This window comes from Streptomyces nanshensis, assembly GCF_001751255.1.
Classification (GTDB): domain Bacteria; phylum Actinomycetota; class Actinomycetes; order Streptomycetales; family Streptomycetaceae; genus Streptomyces; species Streptomyces nanshensis_A.
Genome location: NZ_LJGW01000066.1, coordinates 16,701 through 34,224 on the forward strand (window position 1 = coordinate 16,701; position 17,524 = coordinate 34,224).

Here is a 17,524-nt window from a genome sequence, read left to right on the forward strand (position 1 = left end):
CTGCTGTCGCTGCGGGAGCGCGGGCCGGTGCCCGGCGGTTCCGGTTCGGGCGAGCGCGACGGCGGTTCGCCGCTGGAGGCGGAGGCCGGGGTTCCCGGCGGGGTGCACGGCGCCGCGGCGGCGCGGGNGGCGGACAGGACGCCGGACGGGACCGGCCGCCCGAGGCCGTCCCCCAACACCCGTAGCCGCAGGCGGCGTTCGGCCACAGGCCGCAGGACCGCCGGCCGTCCGGACATCCGCCGGGTGCTCAACTCCCCACCGCCCGCCCTCAGTTCGGCCCTCTCACCCGGGGCCGCCGTACGCGCGGGCGGTCTTCCGTATCCGTGTCGCCGTCTGTGGTGTCGTCTGTGGCGTCCGTCTCGGGCCGGGGGACCCATGGCCGCCGCGTATACCCGCCGGTAGCATCGGGCCCATGGCAGACAGCAGCAAGCGGGCGGCCAAGCTCGCCAAGGAGATCACCGCCTTCGCGCGACGACACGGCGGCAGCGCGGAGGGCCAGGTCGCCTACATCGGGCAGGCCGGGGCCCGTATCTCCCTCGTCAGTGCGGACGGTACGTGGGGCGACCTCGTGGCGCCCACCGTCGAGACCGCCCGCGAGGCCGCGGAGACAGCGGGCATCACCGTGCGCGAGTCCTTCGACACCGAGCTGGCGGAGAAGGTGCGCACGGGCCCCTACGAGTGGAGCCGCATGGCAGGCATCCAGCTCGGCGGGCAGAGCGGAGACCACGCCCCGGCCTGACCGGCCGCCGCCCGCCGGCTGCCGAGCGCGGGCCACGACGCCCGCGCGGCACGGACCACACCGGAGCGTTCCCCGGAGCCGGGACGGGGAGCGGTGAGGGCCCGGACCACCGTCACTGGTCCGGGCCCTCACGTATGCGCGGCCTCGACCGCCCGGCGCCGCGGGGCGCTGCCGGGCGGGGCGTACAGAGCGTACGCAGCACTCGGGACGTACGGGTAAACGTTCGGCGCGGGCGGCGCGGACCGGCCACGGGCGAGCACCGCGAGGCGCGGCGCGTACGTCCCCGTCCGTCCGCTCAGCGCAGGAACGGATCGATCGCGACCGCGACGAACAGCAGCGAGACGTACGTGATCGACCAGTGGAAGAGGCGCATCTCCTTCAGCTTCGCGCCCTTCGCCCCGGACTTGGCCCGCGTCAGCAGCGCGTGCGCCTCCCACAGCCACCAGCCGCCCGAGGCGAGCGCGACCGCGGTGTAGAACCAGCCGACGTACCCCAGCGGCCACAGCAGCAGCGAGACCGCGACCATCACCCAGCTATAGAGGACGATCTGGCGTGCCACGGCGGTGTTCGTCGCGACGACGGGAAGCATCGGCACGCCCACCCGCGCGTAGTCCTCGCGCACCTTCATCGACAGCGGCCAGTAGTGCGGCGGCGTCCAGAAGAACATGACGAGGAAGAGGATGACGGCGGCCCAGCTCACCTCGTTCCTCACCGAGGACCAGCCGATGAGGACGGGCATGCAGCCCGCGATGCCGCCCCACACGATGTTCTGCGAGGTGCGCCGCTTGAGCACCATCGTGTAGACGAGCACGTAGAAGAGCAGAGCGCCCAGAGAGAGCGCCGCCGAGAGCCAGTTGACGAAGGCTCCGAACCACAGCGTGGAGAAGACGGCCAGCCCCAGACCGAACAGCAGCCCCTCGCGCGGGGTCAGTACGCCGGTCACCAGCGGGCGGTTCTCGGTGCGGTGCATGAGGGCGTCGATGTCGCGGTCGACGTACATGTTCAGCGCGTTGGCGCCGCCCGCGGACAGATAGCCGCCGACGCAGGTGGTCACCACGAGCCAGAGGTCGGGTACGCCCTGCGCGGCGAGGAACATCACCGGGATCGTGGTGATGAGGAGAAGTTCGATGATGCGCGGCTTCGTCAGCGCGACATAGGCCCTGAGCCGCGCGAGGAACGACCGGTCCACGGTGCTGGTCTCGAGCACCCCCGCAGGACGGGATCCGACGGCCGTCACGTACACCCCTGATCACTCCAAGAAATGCGAGCGGGAACGGTGCACACTCCGTAAAGCTCGCGCGTACCACGCCACTTTAGACGGCGCCCGTATCCACTCTGCGCCGGGGGTCGTACGGGGTGCGCGAGCGGCCTCGGGGCGCGGTGCCGGGGCCCGCGGTACGGGCGTTGCCGTACGGCCCCGGAGCCGCCCGTACGGGAATCGCCGCGGGTGACGGCTTGTTGGCACATGTGTCGCTGCGCCGTTGGTGAGCACCCGGCGAAGATGCGTGTAGCACAGGGGTACGCTCGACACCGCCGGTGAGCGCAAGGGCACCGGACACCGATTTGTGGAGAGGAGCCCTGACCCAGGGTGAGCACGAAGCCGACCACCACAGACCTCGAATGGACCGATCTGGACCAGCGGGCCGTCGACACCGTCCGGGTTTTGGCCATGGACTCCGTGCAGAAGGTCGGCAACGGCCACCCCGGCACGGCCATGGCACTCGCCCCGGCGGCCTACCTCGTCTTCCAGAAGCTGATGCGGCACGACCCGTCCGACCCCGCATGGACGGGGCGCGACCGCTTCGTCCTCTCCGTCGGCCACTCCAGCCTCACCCTCTACATCCAGCTCTATCTGGCGGGTTACGGGCTGGAGCTGGAGGACCTCAAGTCCTTCCGTACATGGGGCAGCAAGACGCCGGGCCACCCCGAACACGGCCACACCGTCGGCGTGGAGACCACAACGGGCCCGCTGGGCCAGGGCGTGGCCAACGCGGTCGGCATGGCGATGGCCGCACGCTACGAGCGCGGGCTGTTCGACCCGGAGACGCCGGCGGGCGAGTCCCCCTTCGACCACACCATCTGGACGTTCGCCAGCGACGGCGACCTCCAGGAGGGCGTCTCGGGTGAGGCGTCCTCGCTGGCGGGCCATCAGCGGCTCGGCAACCTCGTGGTGATGTGGGACGACAACCACATCTCCATCGAGGGCGACACCGAGACGGCGTTCTCGGAGGACACCGTCCAGCGGTACGAGTCCTACGGCTGGCACGTGCAGCGCGTGGACCCGCTGCCCAACGGCGACCTCGATCCGCAGGCGCTGTACAGGGCGTTCACGGCGGCGAAGGCCGAGACCTCCCGTCCGTCCTTCATCGCCGTACGCTCGATCATCGCCTGGCCCGCGCCGGACGCGCAGAACACCGGAGCGGCGCACGGCGCGGCGCTCGGCGAGGAAGAGGTCGCCAAGACCAAGAAGGTCCTCGGCTTCGACCCCGAGCGGCACTTCGAGGTCGGCACGGACGTGCTGGAGCACACCCGGCAGGCCTGGGAGCGCGGCCGTGAGGCGCGCGGCGCCTGGGAGAAGACCTTCGCGGAGTGGCGTTCGGCGAACCCGGAGCGGGCCGCCGAGTTCGACCGCATCCGCGCGGGCGACCTGCCCGAGGGCTGGGAGAAGGCGCTGCCCTCCTTCGAGCCCGGCAAGGAGATGGCCACGCGCAAGGCGTCCGGCTCCGTGCTCAAGGCGCTCGGCGCGAAGATCCCGGAGCTGTGGGGCGGCTCGGCCGACCTCGCGGGCTCCAACAACACCTCGTTCGCGGAGAGTTCGTTCCTGCCGGAGGGCAACCCCCTGCCGGGCGCGGACCCTTACGGACGCACGCTGCACTTCGGCATCCGTGAGCACTCGATGGGCGCGACCATGAACGGCATCGCGCTGCACGGCAACACCCGGGTCTACGGCGGCACGTTCCTCACCTTCTCCGACTACATGCGCCCCGCGGTCCGCCTCGCGGCGCTGATGCAGGCGCCGGTGACGTACGTGTGGACGCACGACTCGATCGGTCTCGGCGAGGACGGCCCGACGCACCAGCCGGTCGAGCAGCTTGCGGCGCTGCGCGCCATCCCCGGCCTCAACATCGTCCGCCCGGCCGACGCGAACGAGACGGCGGTCGCCTGGGGCGAGGTGCTGCGCCGGCACGCCGACAAGCCCGCCCCGCACGGCCTGGCCCTCACCCGGCAGAACGTGCCCACCTACGAGCTCAACCACGAGGCCGCCAGGGGCGGTTACGTGATGTTCGAGGCGGAGGGCGGCGAGCCGCAGCTCATCCTCATCGGCACCGGCTCCGAGGTGCAGCTCGCCGTCGAGGCGCGCGAGACCCTCCAGGCGGAGGGTGTACGCACCCGGGTCGTGTCGATGCCGTCGGTGGAGTGGTTCGAGGAGCAGGACCAGGCGTACAAGGACAGCGTGCTGCTGCCGGGCGTACGCGCCCGGGTCGCCGTCGAGGCGGCCGTGGGTCTGACGTGGCACCGGTACACGGGCGAGGCCGGCCGGATCGTCTCGCTGGAGCACTACGGCGCCTCGGCCGACTACAAGACGCTCTACCGGGAGTTCGGCCTCACCGCCGAGGCCGTCGTCACGGCGGCGCGGGAGTCGCTGGAGGCCGCGTCCCGCTGACGCCCGTTCCGGTCCGTCCGGCACACGCAGCGAACGCAGCGAAGCTACGACAAGCAGGAGATGCAATTCCCATGACAGACGCTCTCAAGCGCCTCTCCGACGAAGGCGTGGCGGTCTGGCTGGATGACCTGTCCCGTCACCGGATCACGTCGGGCAACCTGGGCGAACTCATCGACGAGCAGCACGTGGTGGGCGTCACCACGAACCCGACGATCTTCCAGAAGGCCATCTCGTCCGACGAGAAGTACGACCAGCAGGTCTCCGATCTGGCCGCGCGCGGAGTGACCGTCGAAGAGGCGGTGCGCATGATCACCACCTCCGACGTGCGCGACGCCGCGGACGTGCTGCGTCCGGTCTTCGACGCCACCGGCGGCAAGGACGGCCGGGTCTCCATCGAGGTCGACCCGCGGCTGGCGCACAACACCAAGGCGACGGTGGCCGAGGCCCGCCAACTGGCGTGGCTGGTGGACCGTCCCAACACCTTCATCAAGATCCCGGCGACCAAGGCCGGGCTGCCCGCGATCACCGAGACCGTCGGCAAGGGCATCAGCGTCAACGTCACGCTGATCTTCTCCCTGGAGCGGTACCGCGAGGTCATGGACGCCTACCAGGCCGGTCTGGAGAAGGCCAAGGCCCTGGGCATGGACCTCTCGGCCATCCACTCCGTGGCGTCCTTCTTCGTCTCCCGCGTGGACACGGAGATCGACAAGCGGCTGGACGCCGTCGGCACCGACGAGGCGAAGGAGCTGAAGGGCAAGTCGGCCATCGCCAACGCCCGCCTCGCCTACCAGGCGTACGAGCAGGTCTTCGGGCCCGCCGACGCCTCGTCCGAACCGCCGGAGCGCTGGCGCACGTTGGAGCGGGCCGGCGCCAACAGCCAGCGTCCGCTGTGGGCTTCGACGGGCGTGAAGGACCCGTCGCTGCCGGACACGCTCTACGTCACCGAACTCGTCGCGCCCAACACGGTCAACACCATGCCGGAGGCCACGCTCAAGGCCACCGACGACCACGGCGAGATCGCCGGCGACGCGGTACGCGCCCACTACGCGGACGCCCAGGCGGTGCTCGACTCCGTCGCCGCGCTCGGCATCTCCTACGACGACGTCGTGCAGGTGCTGGAGGACGAGGGCGTGGAGAAGTTCGAGGCGTCCTGGAACGAACTGCTGTCTTCCACCGAGGCGGAGCTCAAGCGCCTCACGCCGAAGGAGGCGTAAGGAAGTTGACCGACGCAGCCAATCCGCTGCGTGACGCACTGGACCGGCGGCTCCCGCGCATCGCGGGACCGTCGGGTCTGGTCATCTTCGGCGTCACGGGTGATTTGTCACGTAAAAAGCTGATGCCGGCCGTGTACGACCTCGCAAACCGCGGACTGCTGCCGCCGGGTTTCTCCCTCGTCGGGTTCGCCCGCCGCGACTGGGAGCACGAGGACTTCGCACAGGTCGTGCACGACTCCGTGAAGGAGCACGCGCGCACGCCCTTCCGCGAGGAGGTCTGGGAGCAGCTCTCCCAGGGGATGCGCTTCGTGCCCGGCGTCTTCGACGACGACGAGGCCTTCCGCACGCTGAAGTCGACGATCGAGGAACTGGACAAGTCCCGTGGTACGGGCGGCAATTTCGCCTTCTACCTCTCCGTGCCGCCGAAGTTCTTCCCCACGGTCGTCTCGCAGCTCAAGAAGCACGGCCTCTCGGAGGGCGGCGCGGGCTCGTGGCGCCGTGCCGTCATCGAGAAGCCCTTCGGCCACGACCTGCCGAGCGCGCAGCAGCTCAACGCGGTCGTGCACGACGTCTTCAACCCCGACCAGGTCTTCCGCATCGACCACTATCTGGGCAAGGAGACCGTCCAGAACATCCTGGCGCTGCGCTTCGCCAACACCATGTTCGAGCCGCTGTGGAACCGCAGTTACGTCGACCATGTGCAGATCACGATGGCCGAGGACATCGGCATCGGCGGCCGCGCGGGCTACTACGACGGCATCGGCTCCGCGCGCGACGTCATCCAGAACCATCTGCTCCAACTCCTCGCCCTCACGGCCATGGAGGAGCCGGCCTCCTTCGGCGCCAAGGCCCTGCTCACCGAGAAGCTCAAGGTCCTCAACGCCGTACGGCTGCCGCGCGAGCTGGGCAAGCACACCGTCCGCGGGCAGTACGCGGCGGGCTGGCAGGGCGGCGAGAAGGTGCGCGGCTATCTGGAGGAAGAGGGCATCGACCCGAAGTCGAAGACCGACACCTACGCGGCGATGCGGCTGGAGATCGACAACCGCCGCTGGGCCGGGGTGCCGTTCTATCTGCGGACGGGCAAGCGCCTGGGCCGCCGCGTCACCGAGATCGCGGTCGTCTTCCAGCGCGCGCCGTACTCGCCGTTCGACGCCACCGACACCCAGGAGCTCGGCCAGAACGCCCTGGTGATCCGGGTGCAGCCGGACGAGGGCATCACCATCAGGTTCGGCTCGAAGGTGCCGGGCACGCAGATGGAGATCCGGGACGTGACGATGGACTTCGCGTACGGCGAGTCCTTCACCGAGTCCAGCCCGGAGGCGTACGAACGCCTTCTCCTCGACGTCCTGCTCGGCGACGCCAACCTCTTCCCGCGCCACCAGGAGGTCGAGCGATCCTGGGAGATCCTCGATCCCGTCGAGCGCTACTGGGACAAGCACGGCAAGCCCGAGCAGTACGCGGCCGGCACCTGGGGACCCGAGGCGGCCGACGAGATGCTCGCACGCGACGGACGGAGCTGGCGCCGGCCATGAACATCGACCTCACGGACACCACGTCGAGCCAGATCAACACCACCCTCGTCCAGGCCCGCCGCTCGATCGGTTCACCGGCGGTCGGCATGGTCCTCACGCTGGTGATCGTCACCGACGAGGGCAACCACTACGACGCACTGAAGGCCGCGAGCGAGGCGTCCAAGCAGCACCCCTCGCGCATCCTCGTCGTCATCCGCCGGCCCGGCCGCTCCCCCCGTGACCGGGCGATGGCCCGGCTCGACGCCGAGGTGCGGGTGGGCAGCGACTCGGGCACCGGCGAGACCGTACTGCTGCGGATGCACGGCGAGTTGGCCTCGCACGCATACAGCGTCGTGCTGCCGCTGCTGCTGCCGGACGCGCCCGTCGTGGTCTGGTGGCCGGACGACGCCCCCGAGCACCCCTCCGAGGACAAGCTCGGCACGCTCGCCCAGCGACGGATCACCGACGCCTCGGCCACCGAGGACCCGATCGGCACGCTGCGGCTGCGCGGCCGTACGTACGCACCCGGCGACACCGATCTGTCGTGGACGCGGCTGACGCCCTGGCGCAGCGTGCTCGCGGCGGGCCTGGACCAGCAGTCGCTGAAGGTGCGTTCGGCGACCGTCGAGGGCGAGAGCCACAACCCCTCGGTGGAACTGCTCGCGCTGTGGCTCGCGGAGCGCCTGCGGGTGCACGTCGAGCGCAAGGTCACCGAGGGGCCGGGCATCACGGCCGTACGGATGCAGACGGCGGACGGCGAGATCTGCCTGGACCGGGCGGACGGCGCGCTCGCGGAGCTGGCCGTCCCGGGTCAGCCGGACCGCCATGTGGCGCTGCACCGGCGCGGTACGGCCGAGTTGATCGCGGAGGAGCTGCGTCGGCTGGACCCGGACGAGGCGTACGAGTCGGCCGTGCAGTACGGGACGAAGGAGCACGGCGGCGCGGGCGGCGGCTCGCAGGGCGCCAAGGGGACGCGTGCGCGCGCCCGTTCGCAGTCCGAGGAGGAGTCGGCGAAGCAGCCCGCGGCGGCGAAGAAGACCGCGCGGTCGGCCACGAAGAAGGCGGCGAAGAAGTGAGCGCCGCCGCCTCCGCCCCGGTCCTCGTGCACCGCGACACGGACGAGTTGGCCGGGGCGACGGCGGCGCGGCTCGTGGCACGGCTCGCCCAGGCGCAGTCGCTGCGCGGCAGCGCCTCGGTCGTGCTGACGGGCGGGCGCAACGGCAACGCGCTGCTCGCCGCGCTCGCCACCGCCGAGGGCCGCGACGCCGTCGACTTCTCCCGGCTGGATGTGTGGTGGGGCGACGAGCGCTTCCTTCCGGAAGGCGATCCGGAACGCAACGTCACCCAGGCACGCGAGGCGGTGCTCGATGCGCTGCCGCTCGATGCGGCACGGGTGCACCCGATGGCGCCCTCGGACGGGACGTACGGGGACGACGCGTCGGCCGCGGCGAAAGCGTACGCGGCCGAACTGGCCGCCGCAGGGGCGGAGGAGGCAGGGGCGGAGCAGGCACGGCCCGAGGGCGCACGGGCGGAGGAGGCCGGAGCCGGAGCGGTCCCCGCCTTCGACGTCCTGCTGCTCGGCGTCGGCCCGGACACCCATGTGGCCTCGCTCTTCCCCGGACACCCCGCCGTCGCCGAAACGGAACGGCATGTGGTGGCCGTGCACAACGCTCCCAAGCCGCCGCCCGTACGCATCTCGCTCACGCTGCCGGCGATCCGCACGGCCCGCGAGGTCTGGCTGCTGGCGGCGGGCGAGGACAAGGCGGACGCGGTATCGCGCGCCCTGTCCGGGCAGTTCGGCCCCGAGGAGGCCCCGGCCTGCGGCGCGTACGGCACGGAACGCACGCTGTGGCTGCTGGACGAGGCGGCGGCGAAGCTCCCGTAGGGGCGTACGGGCGAACCACACGGTGCGAGAGAACGCATGGTGCCCCGCGACCGGTCGGCCGGTCGCGGGGCACCACTCTGTGCGTATGCGTCAGCGGATCAGGGCTGGGCAGATTAGGGCTGGGCCGCTCAGGGCTGGGCCGAGTCCGCCTCGTCCGCCGGGCCCGGCCAGTACGACGGGTAGGCGGCGGCCGGCTGCCGTCCGTTCTCCAGCGGGGACTCGACCACGTCGCCCGCGCCGGGGAACGAGGCGTTCGGCGCGTGCAGGACGGCCTCGGCGATGTCCGTGGCCCGTGCCTCGGTGAGGTCCGGGGCGTACGACAGCGTGGCCGCCTCCCCGCCCACGTCCGGGATCTGCGCGCCCTGCGGGGTCTCCGGGAAGAGGTCGCGGAAGGCCACCGCTCCGCCCATCTCGTCGATCATCCGCTGCGAGTTCTCCCGCGCGAAGCGCAGCCCCGCGGTACGCACCGACGTCCCGGTCTCCCGGGCCCGGCTCAGCAAGTCCCGTACGAGCGGACGGATCTGCTCCGACAGCCGGGTGCACGCGCCGGCCGGGCTGACCACCTCGCCGAGGATGACCCACCAGGCGCCCGCCGCGGCACCGGTGTTGGCGATGAAGTCGGGGATCACCGTGACGCCGCGCTCCAGCAGCCGCTGCTCGGCCTCGGGCGTGGTCGGCACGTTGGCGGCCTCGGCGATGAAGCGGCCGCGGATACGGTCGCAGTTGTCGGTGGTGATGGTGTGGCCGACGGCGGCGGGCACCAGGACGTCGGCGTCCATGCCGAGCCACTCGTCGCCGGGGGCCTCCCCGTCGTCCTCACGCAGCACGGAGCGGTCGATGAGACCGCGCGACGTCCTCGCGGACAGCAGCAGTTCGACGTCGAGGCCGCGGGTGGTGTTGGTGATCAGGCCCTGGGCGTCGGTGATCCCGACGATCTTCACTCCCGCACGGGCGAGGTAGAGCGCCGTCGAGCCGCCCATCGCGCCGAAACCCTGCACGACGGCGCGTGCCGACTCCGCCGGGATCTCCTGGTGCTCCAGGGCCGCGAGCGCGGACTCCGCCACTCCGTAGCCGCCGATCAGCTCCGAGAGCAGCAGCCCGTCCATCCGTGTGGTGAACGCCTGGTGGATGCGCGAGCGCACCTCGGACTGGTCCTCCGCGCGGACCACCGCGGCGTGGAAGGACGTCTCGCCGATGCCGACCCGGCTGAACGCCCGGTCGAGCTGCTCCTGTTGGGTGCCGAGGTCGCCCGCGGTGACCCAGAAGCGCTCCAGCAGCGGCCGCACACCCTGGAGGAAGCGCTCCCGCACCCCTTCGGCCCGCGGGTCCGCCGAGTCGAAGTCGATGCCGCCCTTGGCGCCGCCGACGTGGATGCCGAAGGCGCCCATCTTCAGGGTCATCTCCCGGGCCAGTTCGGCCACTTCGCCCATCGTGCAGCCGGGGCGCATGCGCAGACCGCCGGTGGCGATGCCCGTCACGAGCTGGTCGATCACGACGAATCCGCGGGCGGAGGTCTCGTTGTCACGCCAGGTGACCTGGAGGTAGGGCTCATGCTCAAGCACCTGCAGTTGCGTCTCGACAGCTGTTTGTGTCACTTGGCACTCACCCTTTCCGGATACTGATAGGCAGTTTCTTGCGCAGGGGTGTATCAACGACGCGGTCCGCGGACCGACAGCCGCTTTTGTTACTCCCCGGAAACGAAAGACAGGAATTCTTGCGCTGAATCGAGCGGCTTCGTGCGCTCGGAAACAAGCGGAGCTCGTACGTGCAGGACGAATTACGCCCGCAAGGCTCACTTGTGGTGAACCCTCAGGCGGGCGCAATAAAGTTGAAACGAAATACGCAGTGAACGCTTGTGGTTGCGTTGTACGTAGCGCCCACTGTGAGGTCGAGCTTCATCCCTTGTCAAGCGCTCCCTGGAGTTACTTCTCAGGGTGGTTTTTCAGTCCCGGCCACGTAAATTCGAACGGAAAGAAAATGCAGCTCAAAGCTGCCGCTCGGCCGGCCGTCTGGGCCCGTGGCAGAAAACTGACGGGTCGTCGGTTCGCCCCGTCCCCCGTCCGTACGCACACGACGAGGACGCCCCCGCACGGCGAAGGCGTCCTCGTTCCCGTTCGCGTTCCCGCCGCCTGCGCTGCGGGGGTGAGCGGGCCGCGGCGTCAGCGGCCCCGCAGCCGGCGGTAGCGGTTCACCAGCGCGGCCGTCGAGGCGTCCAGTCCCTCGACCTCCGCCCCGTCGGCGAGGGCGGGTTCGAGGCGCTTGGCGAGGACCTTGCCGAGCTCCACGCCCCACTGGTCGAAGCTGTCGATGTCCCACACGGCGCCCTGCACGAAGACCTTGTGCTCGTACAGCGCGACGAGCTGCCCCAGTACGGACGGGGTCAGCTCCTCGGCGAGGATCGTGGTGGTCGGGCGGCTGCCGGGAAAGGTCCGGTGCGGCACCTGAGCCTCCGGCACGCCCTCCGCCCGTACCTCCTCCTCGGTCTTGCCGAAGGCGAGCGCCTGCCCCTGCGCGAACAGGTTCGCCATCAACAGATCGTGCTGACCTGCGAGTTCACCGAGACCGAGCGCGGGGCAGGCGAAGCCGATGAGATCGGCGGGGATCAGCCTGGTGCCCTGGTGCAGGAGCTGGTAGTAGGCATGCTGGCCGTTGGTGCCGGGAGTGCCCCAGACGACGGGTCCGGTCTGCCAGCTCACGGGACGTCCCGCCCGGTCGGTCGACTTGCCGTCGGACTCCATGTCGAGCTGCTGGAGATAGGCGGTGAACTGCGAGAAGTAGTGGCTGTAGGGCAGCACCGCATGGGACTGGGCGTCGAAGAAGTTGCCGTACCAGATGCCCAGCAGGCCCATCAGCAGCGGGGCGTTGGCCTCCGCGGGCGCCATGCGGAAGTGCTCGTCGACGAGGTGGAAACCGGCCAGCATCTCGTTGAAGCAGTCGGGCCCGATCGCGACCATGAGGGAGAGCCCGATCGCCGAGTCGTACGAGTAGCGCCCGCCGACCCAGTCCCAGAACTCGAACATGTTCTCCGTGTCGATGCCGAACTCGGCGACCTTCTCCGCGTTCGTCGACACCGCGACGAAGTGCCGGGCGACGGCCGCCTCGTCGCCCCCGAGCCCCTCCAGCAGCCAGCGGCGCGCAGCCGTGGCGTTGGTGATGGTCTCGACGGTGGTGAAGGTCTTCGACGCGACGACGAACAGCGTCTCGGCCGGGTCCACGTCCCGTACGGCCTCGTGCAGATCGGCCCCGTCCACGTTCGAGACGAAGCGGAACTGCATGTCCCGCTCGGTGTACGGACGCAGCGCCTCGTAGGCCATTTTCGGCCCCAGGTCGGAGCCGCCGATGCCGATGTTGACGACGGTCCTGATGGGCTTGCCCGTATGCCCCCGCCAGTGGCCGTCGCGGACCTTGTGGGCGAAGAGGGCCATCTTGGCGAGCACCGAGTGCACCTTCGGCACGACGTCCTCGCCGTCGACGTCGACGCGGGCCGCGACGGGCGTGCGCAGCGCGGTGTGCAGCACCGCGCGGTCCTCGGTGACGTTGATCTTCTCGCCGTCGAACATCGCGTCCCGCAACTGCTCGACCCCGGTCGCCGCGGCCAACTCGCGCAGCAGGCGCAGCGTCTCGTCGGTCACCAGATGCTTGGAGTAGTCGAGGTACAGATCGCCGACCTGGAGGCCGAAGCGCTCGGCACGGCCGGGGTCGTCGGCGAAGAGCGTGCGCAGACCGGTGCCGCCGAAGTCCTCACGGTGCTTGGCCAGCGCGTGCCACTCGGGCAGCTGATCGAGCCGGGTGCGGCGTGCTGCGTTCATCGGCGATCGTCACCTTCTCCTCGTCCTGAATACGCCGCGCACCAACCTAGTTGACGGGCGATCCGGCGGCGCGCACGCATCGGCGGCCGGGCGGTGACAACGACGACGGCCGTGACGGCACCGGGCGCGGGAGGGGACGGAACGGACCCGGGGCACCCCGGAAGACGGCCGGGGAACGGGAAGGAAGAAGAGAGTAGCCGCTGCGGCGTCAGATCTCGCCGCGGAGCTTCGCGAGGGCCTCGGCCAGGATCGCCTCGCCGTCCTCGTCGCTGCGCCGCTCGCGCACATAGGCGAGGTGGGTCTTGTACGGCTCGGTGCGCGGCGGGGCCGGCGGGTTCTCCTCGTCCTTGCCGGCCGGGAAGCCGCAGCGGGGGCAGTCCCAGGTCTCGGGGATCTGCGCGTCGCTGGCGAAGCTGGGCTGCGTCTCGTGTCCGTTGGAACACCAGAAGGAGATCCGCAGCCGGGGCGCGGAATCGCCTCGCTCGGCCTCTCCCATCGGCCCCGCCCCGACCCGGCTCCCCCGGATCGCGTTGCCACTTGCCACGGTCGTAACTCCCTGCCTCGCGGTGCCGCGGAACATCGACGATGAGTCCGTCGCGGGCGCCCTAGTGTACGTAGGGCCCAACGCGCGTCCAGTGACCGGAGTTACTGCGTCGGCTCCGGACGCGAGCCTCATGATAGGCCGCGTTCGGCGAGTTGCGGCTGCCCTTGCAAAGCCGGAAGCACGTCCGGGGCCCGTGCCGAAGCCGGGCCCCGCGAACGGCAGATGGGAGAGGGGGCGGAGGCGCCGCCCGGGCCCGTCAGCTCTGGAGCTTCGTCAGCAGACCGAGCACCACGATGATCGCGAACCAGACCAGCCCGACCACGACGGTCAGCCGGTCGAGGTTGCGCTCGGCGACCGAGGAACCGCCGACGGACGACTGCATGCCGCCGCCGAACATGTCGGAGAGGCCGCCGCCCTTCCCCTTGTGCATCAGCACCAGCAGCGCCAGCAGAAAACTGAAGACGATGAGGGCGATAGAGAACCCCATGATCACGGCTGGACCAACTCTCTCGGACTTCGTGGGAAGACTTCACATGTACGGGGGCCGGACCCGTGCCCGGCCCCCGACAGCGTACGACGGGTCACTGCCCGGCGTCATACGCCTGCCCTTTCGGGCCGTACGCCGCGCCGCTCGCACGGCGCCCTGGCGCTGTCACCGTCACTGGTCGCGGAAGCGCACGATCTTGACGAACTCGTCCGCGTCCAGCGAGGCACCGCCCACCAGCGCGCCGTCGATGTCGGGCTGCGCCATGATCTGCGCGACGTTGCCGGACTTGACGGAGCCGCCGTACTGGATGCGTACGGCCTCGGCGACCTCCGCACCGTACAGCTCGGTGAGGCGGGAGCGGATCGCGCCGCAGACCTCCTGGGCGTCCTCGGCGCCGCAGGTCTTGCCGGTGCCGATCGCCCAGACCGGCTCGTACGCGATCACGATCGTGGCGGCCTGCTCGGCGGGAACGTCCTTCAGGGCGCCGTCGACCTGGGCGAGGGTGTGCGCGACGTGGTCGCCCGCCTCGCGCACCGCCAGCTCCTCGCCGACGCAGAGGATCGGCGTCAGGTCGTGCGCGAAGGCCGCCTTCACCTTGGCGTTGACCAGCGGCTCGTCCTCGCCGTGGTACTGGCGGCGCTCGGAGTGGCCGACCGCGACGAAGGAGCAGTTCAGCTTCGCCAGCATCGCGCCGGAGATCTCGCCGGTGTACGCGCCGGAGGCGTGCGCCGAGACGTCCTGGGCGCCGTACTTGATCTTCAGCTTGTCGCCGTCGACCAGGGTCTGGACGGAGCGCAGATCCGTGAAGGGCGGCAGGACGACGACCTCGACGGCCGCGTGGTCCTTGTCGGTCAGGGCGAAGGCGAGCTTCTGGACGTGGGCGATGGCCTCCAGGTGGTTGAGGTTCATCTTCCAGTTGCCCGCCATCAGCGGGGTGCGGTTGCTCACGGGGTCAGTCCTCCAGTGCGGCGAGGCCGGGCAGCGTCTTGCCCTCGAGGTATTCGAGGCTGGCGCCGCCGCCGGTCGAGATGTGGCCGAATGCGTTCTCGTCGAAGCCGAGCAGACGGACGGCGGCTGCGCTGTCACCGCCGCCGACGACGTTGAAGGAGCCGCTGTCGAGCAGCCCCTGGGCGACGGCCCTGGTGCCCTCGGCGTAGTCGGGGTGTTCGAATACGCCCATCGGGCCGTTCCAGAAGACGGTCGCGGCGTCCGCGAGCTTCGAGGCGTACAGCGTGCAGGTCTCCGGGCCGATGTCGAGGCCCATCAGCCCGGCCGGGATCGCGCTGACGGGAACGGCGGCCGGCTCCGTCGGCGCCTTGGTCTTCAGGTCCGGGAAGCTGTCGGCGACCAGGACGTCGACGGGCAGCACGAACTCCACGCCCAGCTTCTCCGCCTGCTCCAGATAGCCCTGGACCGCCGGGATCTGGTCCTCCTGGAGGAGCGATCCGCCGACCTCGTGGCCCTGGGCCTTGAGGAAGGTGTACGCCATGCCGCCGCCGATGAGGATGCGGTCGGCCTTGTGCAGCAGATGCTCGATGACGCCGAGCTTGTCGGAGACCTTGGCGCCGCCGAGCACCACCGCGTACGGGCGTGCCACGTCCTCGGTGAGCTTCTTCAGCACGCCGACCTCGGTGGCGATGAGACCGCCCGCGGCGTGCGGAAGCCGGGCCGGGAGGTCGTACACGGAGGCGTGCTTGCGGTGCACGGCGCCGAAGCCGTCGCCGACGTACAGGTCGGCGAGCTGGGCCAGTTCACCGGCGAAGGCGGCGCGCTCGGCGTCGTCCTTGCTGGTCTCGCCGGGGTTGAAGCGCAGGTTCTCCAGGAGGGTCACGTCGCCGTCCGCGCTCGCGGCGACCGCGTCCCTGGCCGACTCGCCGACGGTGTCGGACGCGAACGTGACGTCCTTGCCGAGGAGTTCGCCGAGCCGCCTGGCGACGGACGCGAGCGAGAACCGCGCGTCGGGCTCTCCCTTGGGCCGCCCCAGGTGCGAGGCGACGACGACGCGCGCCCCGTTCTCGGCCAGCTTGCGGATGGTGGGCACGGCGGCCCTGATGCGGCCGTCGTCGGTGATGTGCTCCCCGTCGAGCGGGACGTTGAGGTCGGCGCGTACGAAGACCCGCTTGCCGTCCACTCCCCCGGCGATAAGTTCGTCGATCGTCTTCATGCTTGCTGGTGCTCTCCTTGGACGTCAGACCCTTGATCTGCTGGTGCCGAACTCATGGGTCAGGGCTCGCCGGACGCGTCATCGCGCCCTGCGAGCCCTGCCACGGTCTGCCCTCTCTCGGCGCTGCTCGGCTGTCGGCCGGGAGCGCTCAGAGCTTGTCGCCGACGAAGGTGGTCAGGTCGACGAGACGGTTGGAGTAGCCCCACTCGTTGTCGTACCAGCCGACGATCTTGGCCTGCTTGCCCTGGACCATCGTCAGCGACGAGTCGAAGGTGCACGACGCGGGCCAGTTGACGATGTCCGAGGAGACGATCGGGTCCTCGGTGTACTCCAGGATGCCCTTGAGCTGGCCCTCGGCGGCCTTCTGGAAGGCGGCGTTGATCTCGTCCTTGCTCGCCTCGCGGTCCAGCTCCAGGACCAGGTCGGTCACGGAGCCCGTGGGCACCGGCACGCGCATGGCGATGCCGTCCAGCTTGCCCTTGAGGTGCGGGAGCACGAGGGCGGTGGCCTTCGCGGCGCCGGTCGAGGTCGGGATGATGTTCTCGGCGGCGGCGCGGGCGCGGCGCAGGTCCTTGTGCGGGAAGTCCAGGATGCGCTGGTCGTTGGTGTAGGCGTGGACGGTCGTCATCATGCCCTTGACGATGCCGAAGTTCTCGTCCGCGACCTTCGCCATCGGCGCCACACAGTTGGTGGTGCAGGAAGCGTTGGAGATGACGTCGTGCTTGGCGGGGTCGTAGGAGTCCTCGTTGACGCCCATGACGATGGTGATGTCCTCCTCCTTGGCCGGAGCCGAGATGAGGACCTTCTTCGCGCCGGCGGCGAGGTGCTTGGCCGCGTCCGCGCGCTTGGTGAAGATGCCGGTGGACTCGACGACGATGTCGGCGCCCAGGTCGCCCCAGGGAAGCTGGGCCGGGTCGCGCTCCGCCATCGTCTTGAAGGTCTGGTTGCCCACCGTGATCGTGTCGTCGGTGTGGCTGACCTGCTGCTTGAGGCGCCCCAGGATGCTGTCGTACTTCAGCAGGTGCACCAGAGTCGCGTTGTCGGTCAGGTCGTTGACACCGACGATCTCGATGTCCGCCCCCTGCTCGAGCAGTGCGCGGAAGTAGTTGCGACCGATGCGGCCGAAGCCGTTGATGCCTACGCGGATCGTCACGAACCGATCTCCTCGTTGGTACGCCGGTACGGACACCGGCAAAGCTGTATGGGATGTCCCCGACCACTCCCGACCCTACCGCGCCCCGCTCTTCGCGGTGACATCGGCCACCCGGGGCGCAGGGCCCCGGATCCCGGGCGCCGCGGGCTCCGCGGCGGACGCGGCCGGTCCGGCGGCCGGGCAGGGGCCGCCGGACCGAGGGCGCCGGAAGACGGGAGCGGAGGTCAGCCGACCATCTCTTCGGTGAGGCTGGTCTCCGTGCCCGGAATGCCCAGATCCTGGGCCCTCTTGTCAGCCATGGCGAGAAGCCGGCGGATACGGCCGGCGACGGCGTCCTTCGTCAGCGGCGGATCG

Annotated in this window: 14 protein-coding genes and 1 pseudogene; 6 read left to right on the forward strand and 9 right to left on the reverse strand. The window is 70.3% G+C overall.

The annotated features are described in order from the left end of the window. The first annotated feature begins 412 nt into the window (after nucleotides 1–412). Nucleotides 413–739 (forward strand): hypothetical protein, encoded by a 327-nt coding sequence (locus tag AN218_RS03260; RefSeq protein ID WP_070015099.1) that lies wholly within the window; start codon nucleotides 413–415, stop codon nucleotides 737–739. Between the two features lie 295 nt (nucleotides 740–1,034). Here the strand turns inward: AN218_RS03260 and AN218_RS03265 are convergent, their stop codons facing one another. Further along, complete coding sequence (locus tag AN218_RS03265; RefSeq protein WP_070015132.1) at nucleotides 1,035–1,976, reverse strand: heme o synthase; 942 nt, start codon at nucleotides 1,974–1,976, stop codon at nucleotides 1,035–1,037. 351 nt (nucleotides 1,977–2,327) lie between these two features. Between AN218_RS03265 and tkt the strand changes: the two genes are divergently transcribed. The 5 genes from tkt (at nucleotide 2,328) to pgl (ending at nucleotide 9,013) form a co-directional block, all read left to right on the forward strand. Next, nucleotides 2,328–4,403 (forward strand): transketolase, encoded by a 2,076-nt coding sequence (gene tkt, locus AN218_RS03270; RefSeq protein ID WP_070015100.1) that lies wholly within the window; start codon nucleotides 2,328–2,330, stop codon nucleotides 4,401–4,403. A 71-nt stretch (nucleotides 4,404–4,474) separates the two neighbouring features. Then, nucleotides 4,475–5,617: a transaldolase gene (tal, locus tag AN218_RS03275; RefSeq protein WP_070015101.1), complete on the forward strand. Its 1,143-nt coding sequence runs from the start codon at nucleotides 4,475–4,477 to the stop codon at nucleotides 5,615–5,617. A 5-nt stretch (nucleotides 5,618–5,622) separates the two neighbouring features. Then, a complete protein-coding gene (gene zwf / locus AN218_RS03280) occupies nucleotides 5,623–7,149 on the forward strand; it encodes a glucose-6-phosphate dehydrogenase (RefSeq protein ID WP_070015102.1) in 1,527 nt (508 codons plus the stop codon). Then, nucleotides 7,146–8,204 carry a glucose-6-phosphate dehydrogenase assembly protein OpcA gene (gene opcA / locus AN218_RS03285; RefSeq protein ID WP_070015103.1) on the forward strand — a complete coding sequence of 353 codons (1,059 nt, stop codon included), beginning with the start codon at nucleotides 7,146–7,148 and terminating at the stop codon, nucleotides 8,202–8,204. The genes zwf and opcA overlap by 4 nt, the downstream gene beginning before the upstream one ends. Then, nucleotides 8,201–9,013, forward strand: coding sequence for a 6-phosphogluconolactonase (gene pgl / locus AN218_RS03290; RefSeq protein WP_070015104.1), 813 nt, complete (start codon nucleotides 8,201–8,203; stop codon nucleotides 9,011–9,013). The genes opcA and pgl overlap by 4 nt, the downstream gene beginning before the upstream one ends. A 128-nt stretch (nucleotides 9,014–9,141) precedes the next feature. Here pgl and AN218_RS03295 read toward each other — a convergent pair whose 3' ends face one another. The 8 genes and pseudogenes from AN218_RS03295 to AN218_RS35165 all read right to left on the reverse strand — a co-directional run. Further along, the gene (locus AN218_RS03295; RefSeq protein ID WP_171908585.1) at nucleotides 9,142–10,608 is read right to left on the reverse strand and encodes a Glu/Leu/Phe/Val family dehydrogenase; all 1,467 of its coding nucleotides are present in this window, start codon (nucleotides 10,606–10,608) and stop codon (nucleotides 9,142–9,144) included. A gap of 564 nt (nucleotides 10,609–11,172) precedes the next feature. Then, entirely contained in the window at nucleotides 11,173–12,822 is a 1,650-nt protein-coding gene (pgi, locus tag AN218_RS03300; protein ID WP_070015106.1) for a glucose-6-phosphate isomerase, read from the reverse strand. Between the two features lie 208 nt (nucleotides 12,823–13,030). Next, the gene (locus tag AN218_RS03305; protein WP_079131773.1) at nucleotides 13,031–13,366 is read right to left on the reverse strand and encodes an RNA polymerase-binding protein RbpA; all 336 of its coding nucleotides are present in this window, start codon (nucleotides 13,364–13,366) and stop codon (nucleotides 13,031–13,033) included. Between the two features lie 256 nt (nucleotides 13,367–13,622). Next, complete coding sequence (gene secG, locus AN218_RS03310) at nucleotides 13,623–13,859, reverse strand: preprotein translocase subunit SecG (RefSeq protein ID WP_181468211.1); 237 nt, start codon at nucleotides 13,857–13,859, stop codon at nucleotides 13,623–13,625. 165 nt (nucleotides 13,860–14,024) lie between these two features. Further along, entirely contained in the window at nucleotides 14,025–14,801 is a 777-nt protein-coding gene (gene tpiA, locus AN218_RS03315) for a triose-phosphate isomerase (protein WP_070015108.1), read from the reverse strand. A gap of 4 nt (nucleotides 14,802–14,805) precedes the next feature. Beyond that, on the reverse strand, nucleotides 14,806–16,017 hold the full coding sequence (locus tag AN218_RS03320; protein WP_070015109.1) for a phosphoglycerate kinase: 1,212 nt from the start codon (nucleotides 16,015–16,017) through the stop codon (nucleotides 14,806–14,808). A gap of 148 nt (nucleotides 16,018–16,165) precedes the next feature. Then, nucleotides 16,166–17,170: a type I glyceraldehyde-3-phosphate dehydrogenase gene (gene gap / locus AN218_RS03325; RefSeq protein WP_070015110.1), complete on the reverse strand. Its 1,005-nt coding sequence runs from the start codon at nucleotides 17,168–17,170 to the stop codon at nucleotides 16,166–16,168. A 224-nt stretch (nucleotides 17,171–17,394) separates the two neighbouring features. Beyond that, nucleotides 17,395–17,524, reverse strand: a pseudogene (locus tag AN218_RS35165) (DNA-binding protein WhiA); the annotation flags it as partial.

Coding starts and splice junctions, on each gene's coding strand:
- pgi (WP_070015106.1), bottom strand. CDS start 12,822: ATGAACGCAGCACGCCGCACCCGGCTCGATCAGCTGCCCGAGTGGCAC.
- tal (WP_070015101.1), top strand. CDS start 4,475: ATGACAGACGCTCTCAAGCGCCTCTCCGACGAAGGCGTGGCGGTCTGG.
- AN218_RS03320 (WP_070015109.1), bottom strand. CDS start 16,017: ATGAAGACGATCGACGAACTTATCGCCGGGGGAGTGGACGGCAAGCGG.
- AN218_RS03260 (WP_070015099.1), top strand. CDS start 413: ATGGCAGACAGCAGCAAGCGGGCGGCCAAGCTCGCCAAGGAGATCACC.
- opcA (WP_070015103.1), top strand. CDS start 7,146: ATGAACATCGACCTCACGGACACCACGTCGAGCCAGATCAACACCACC.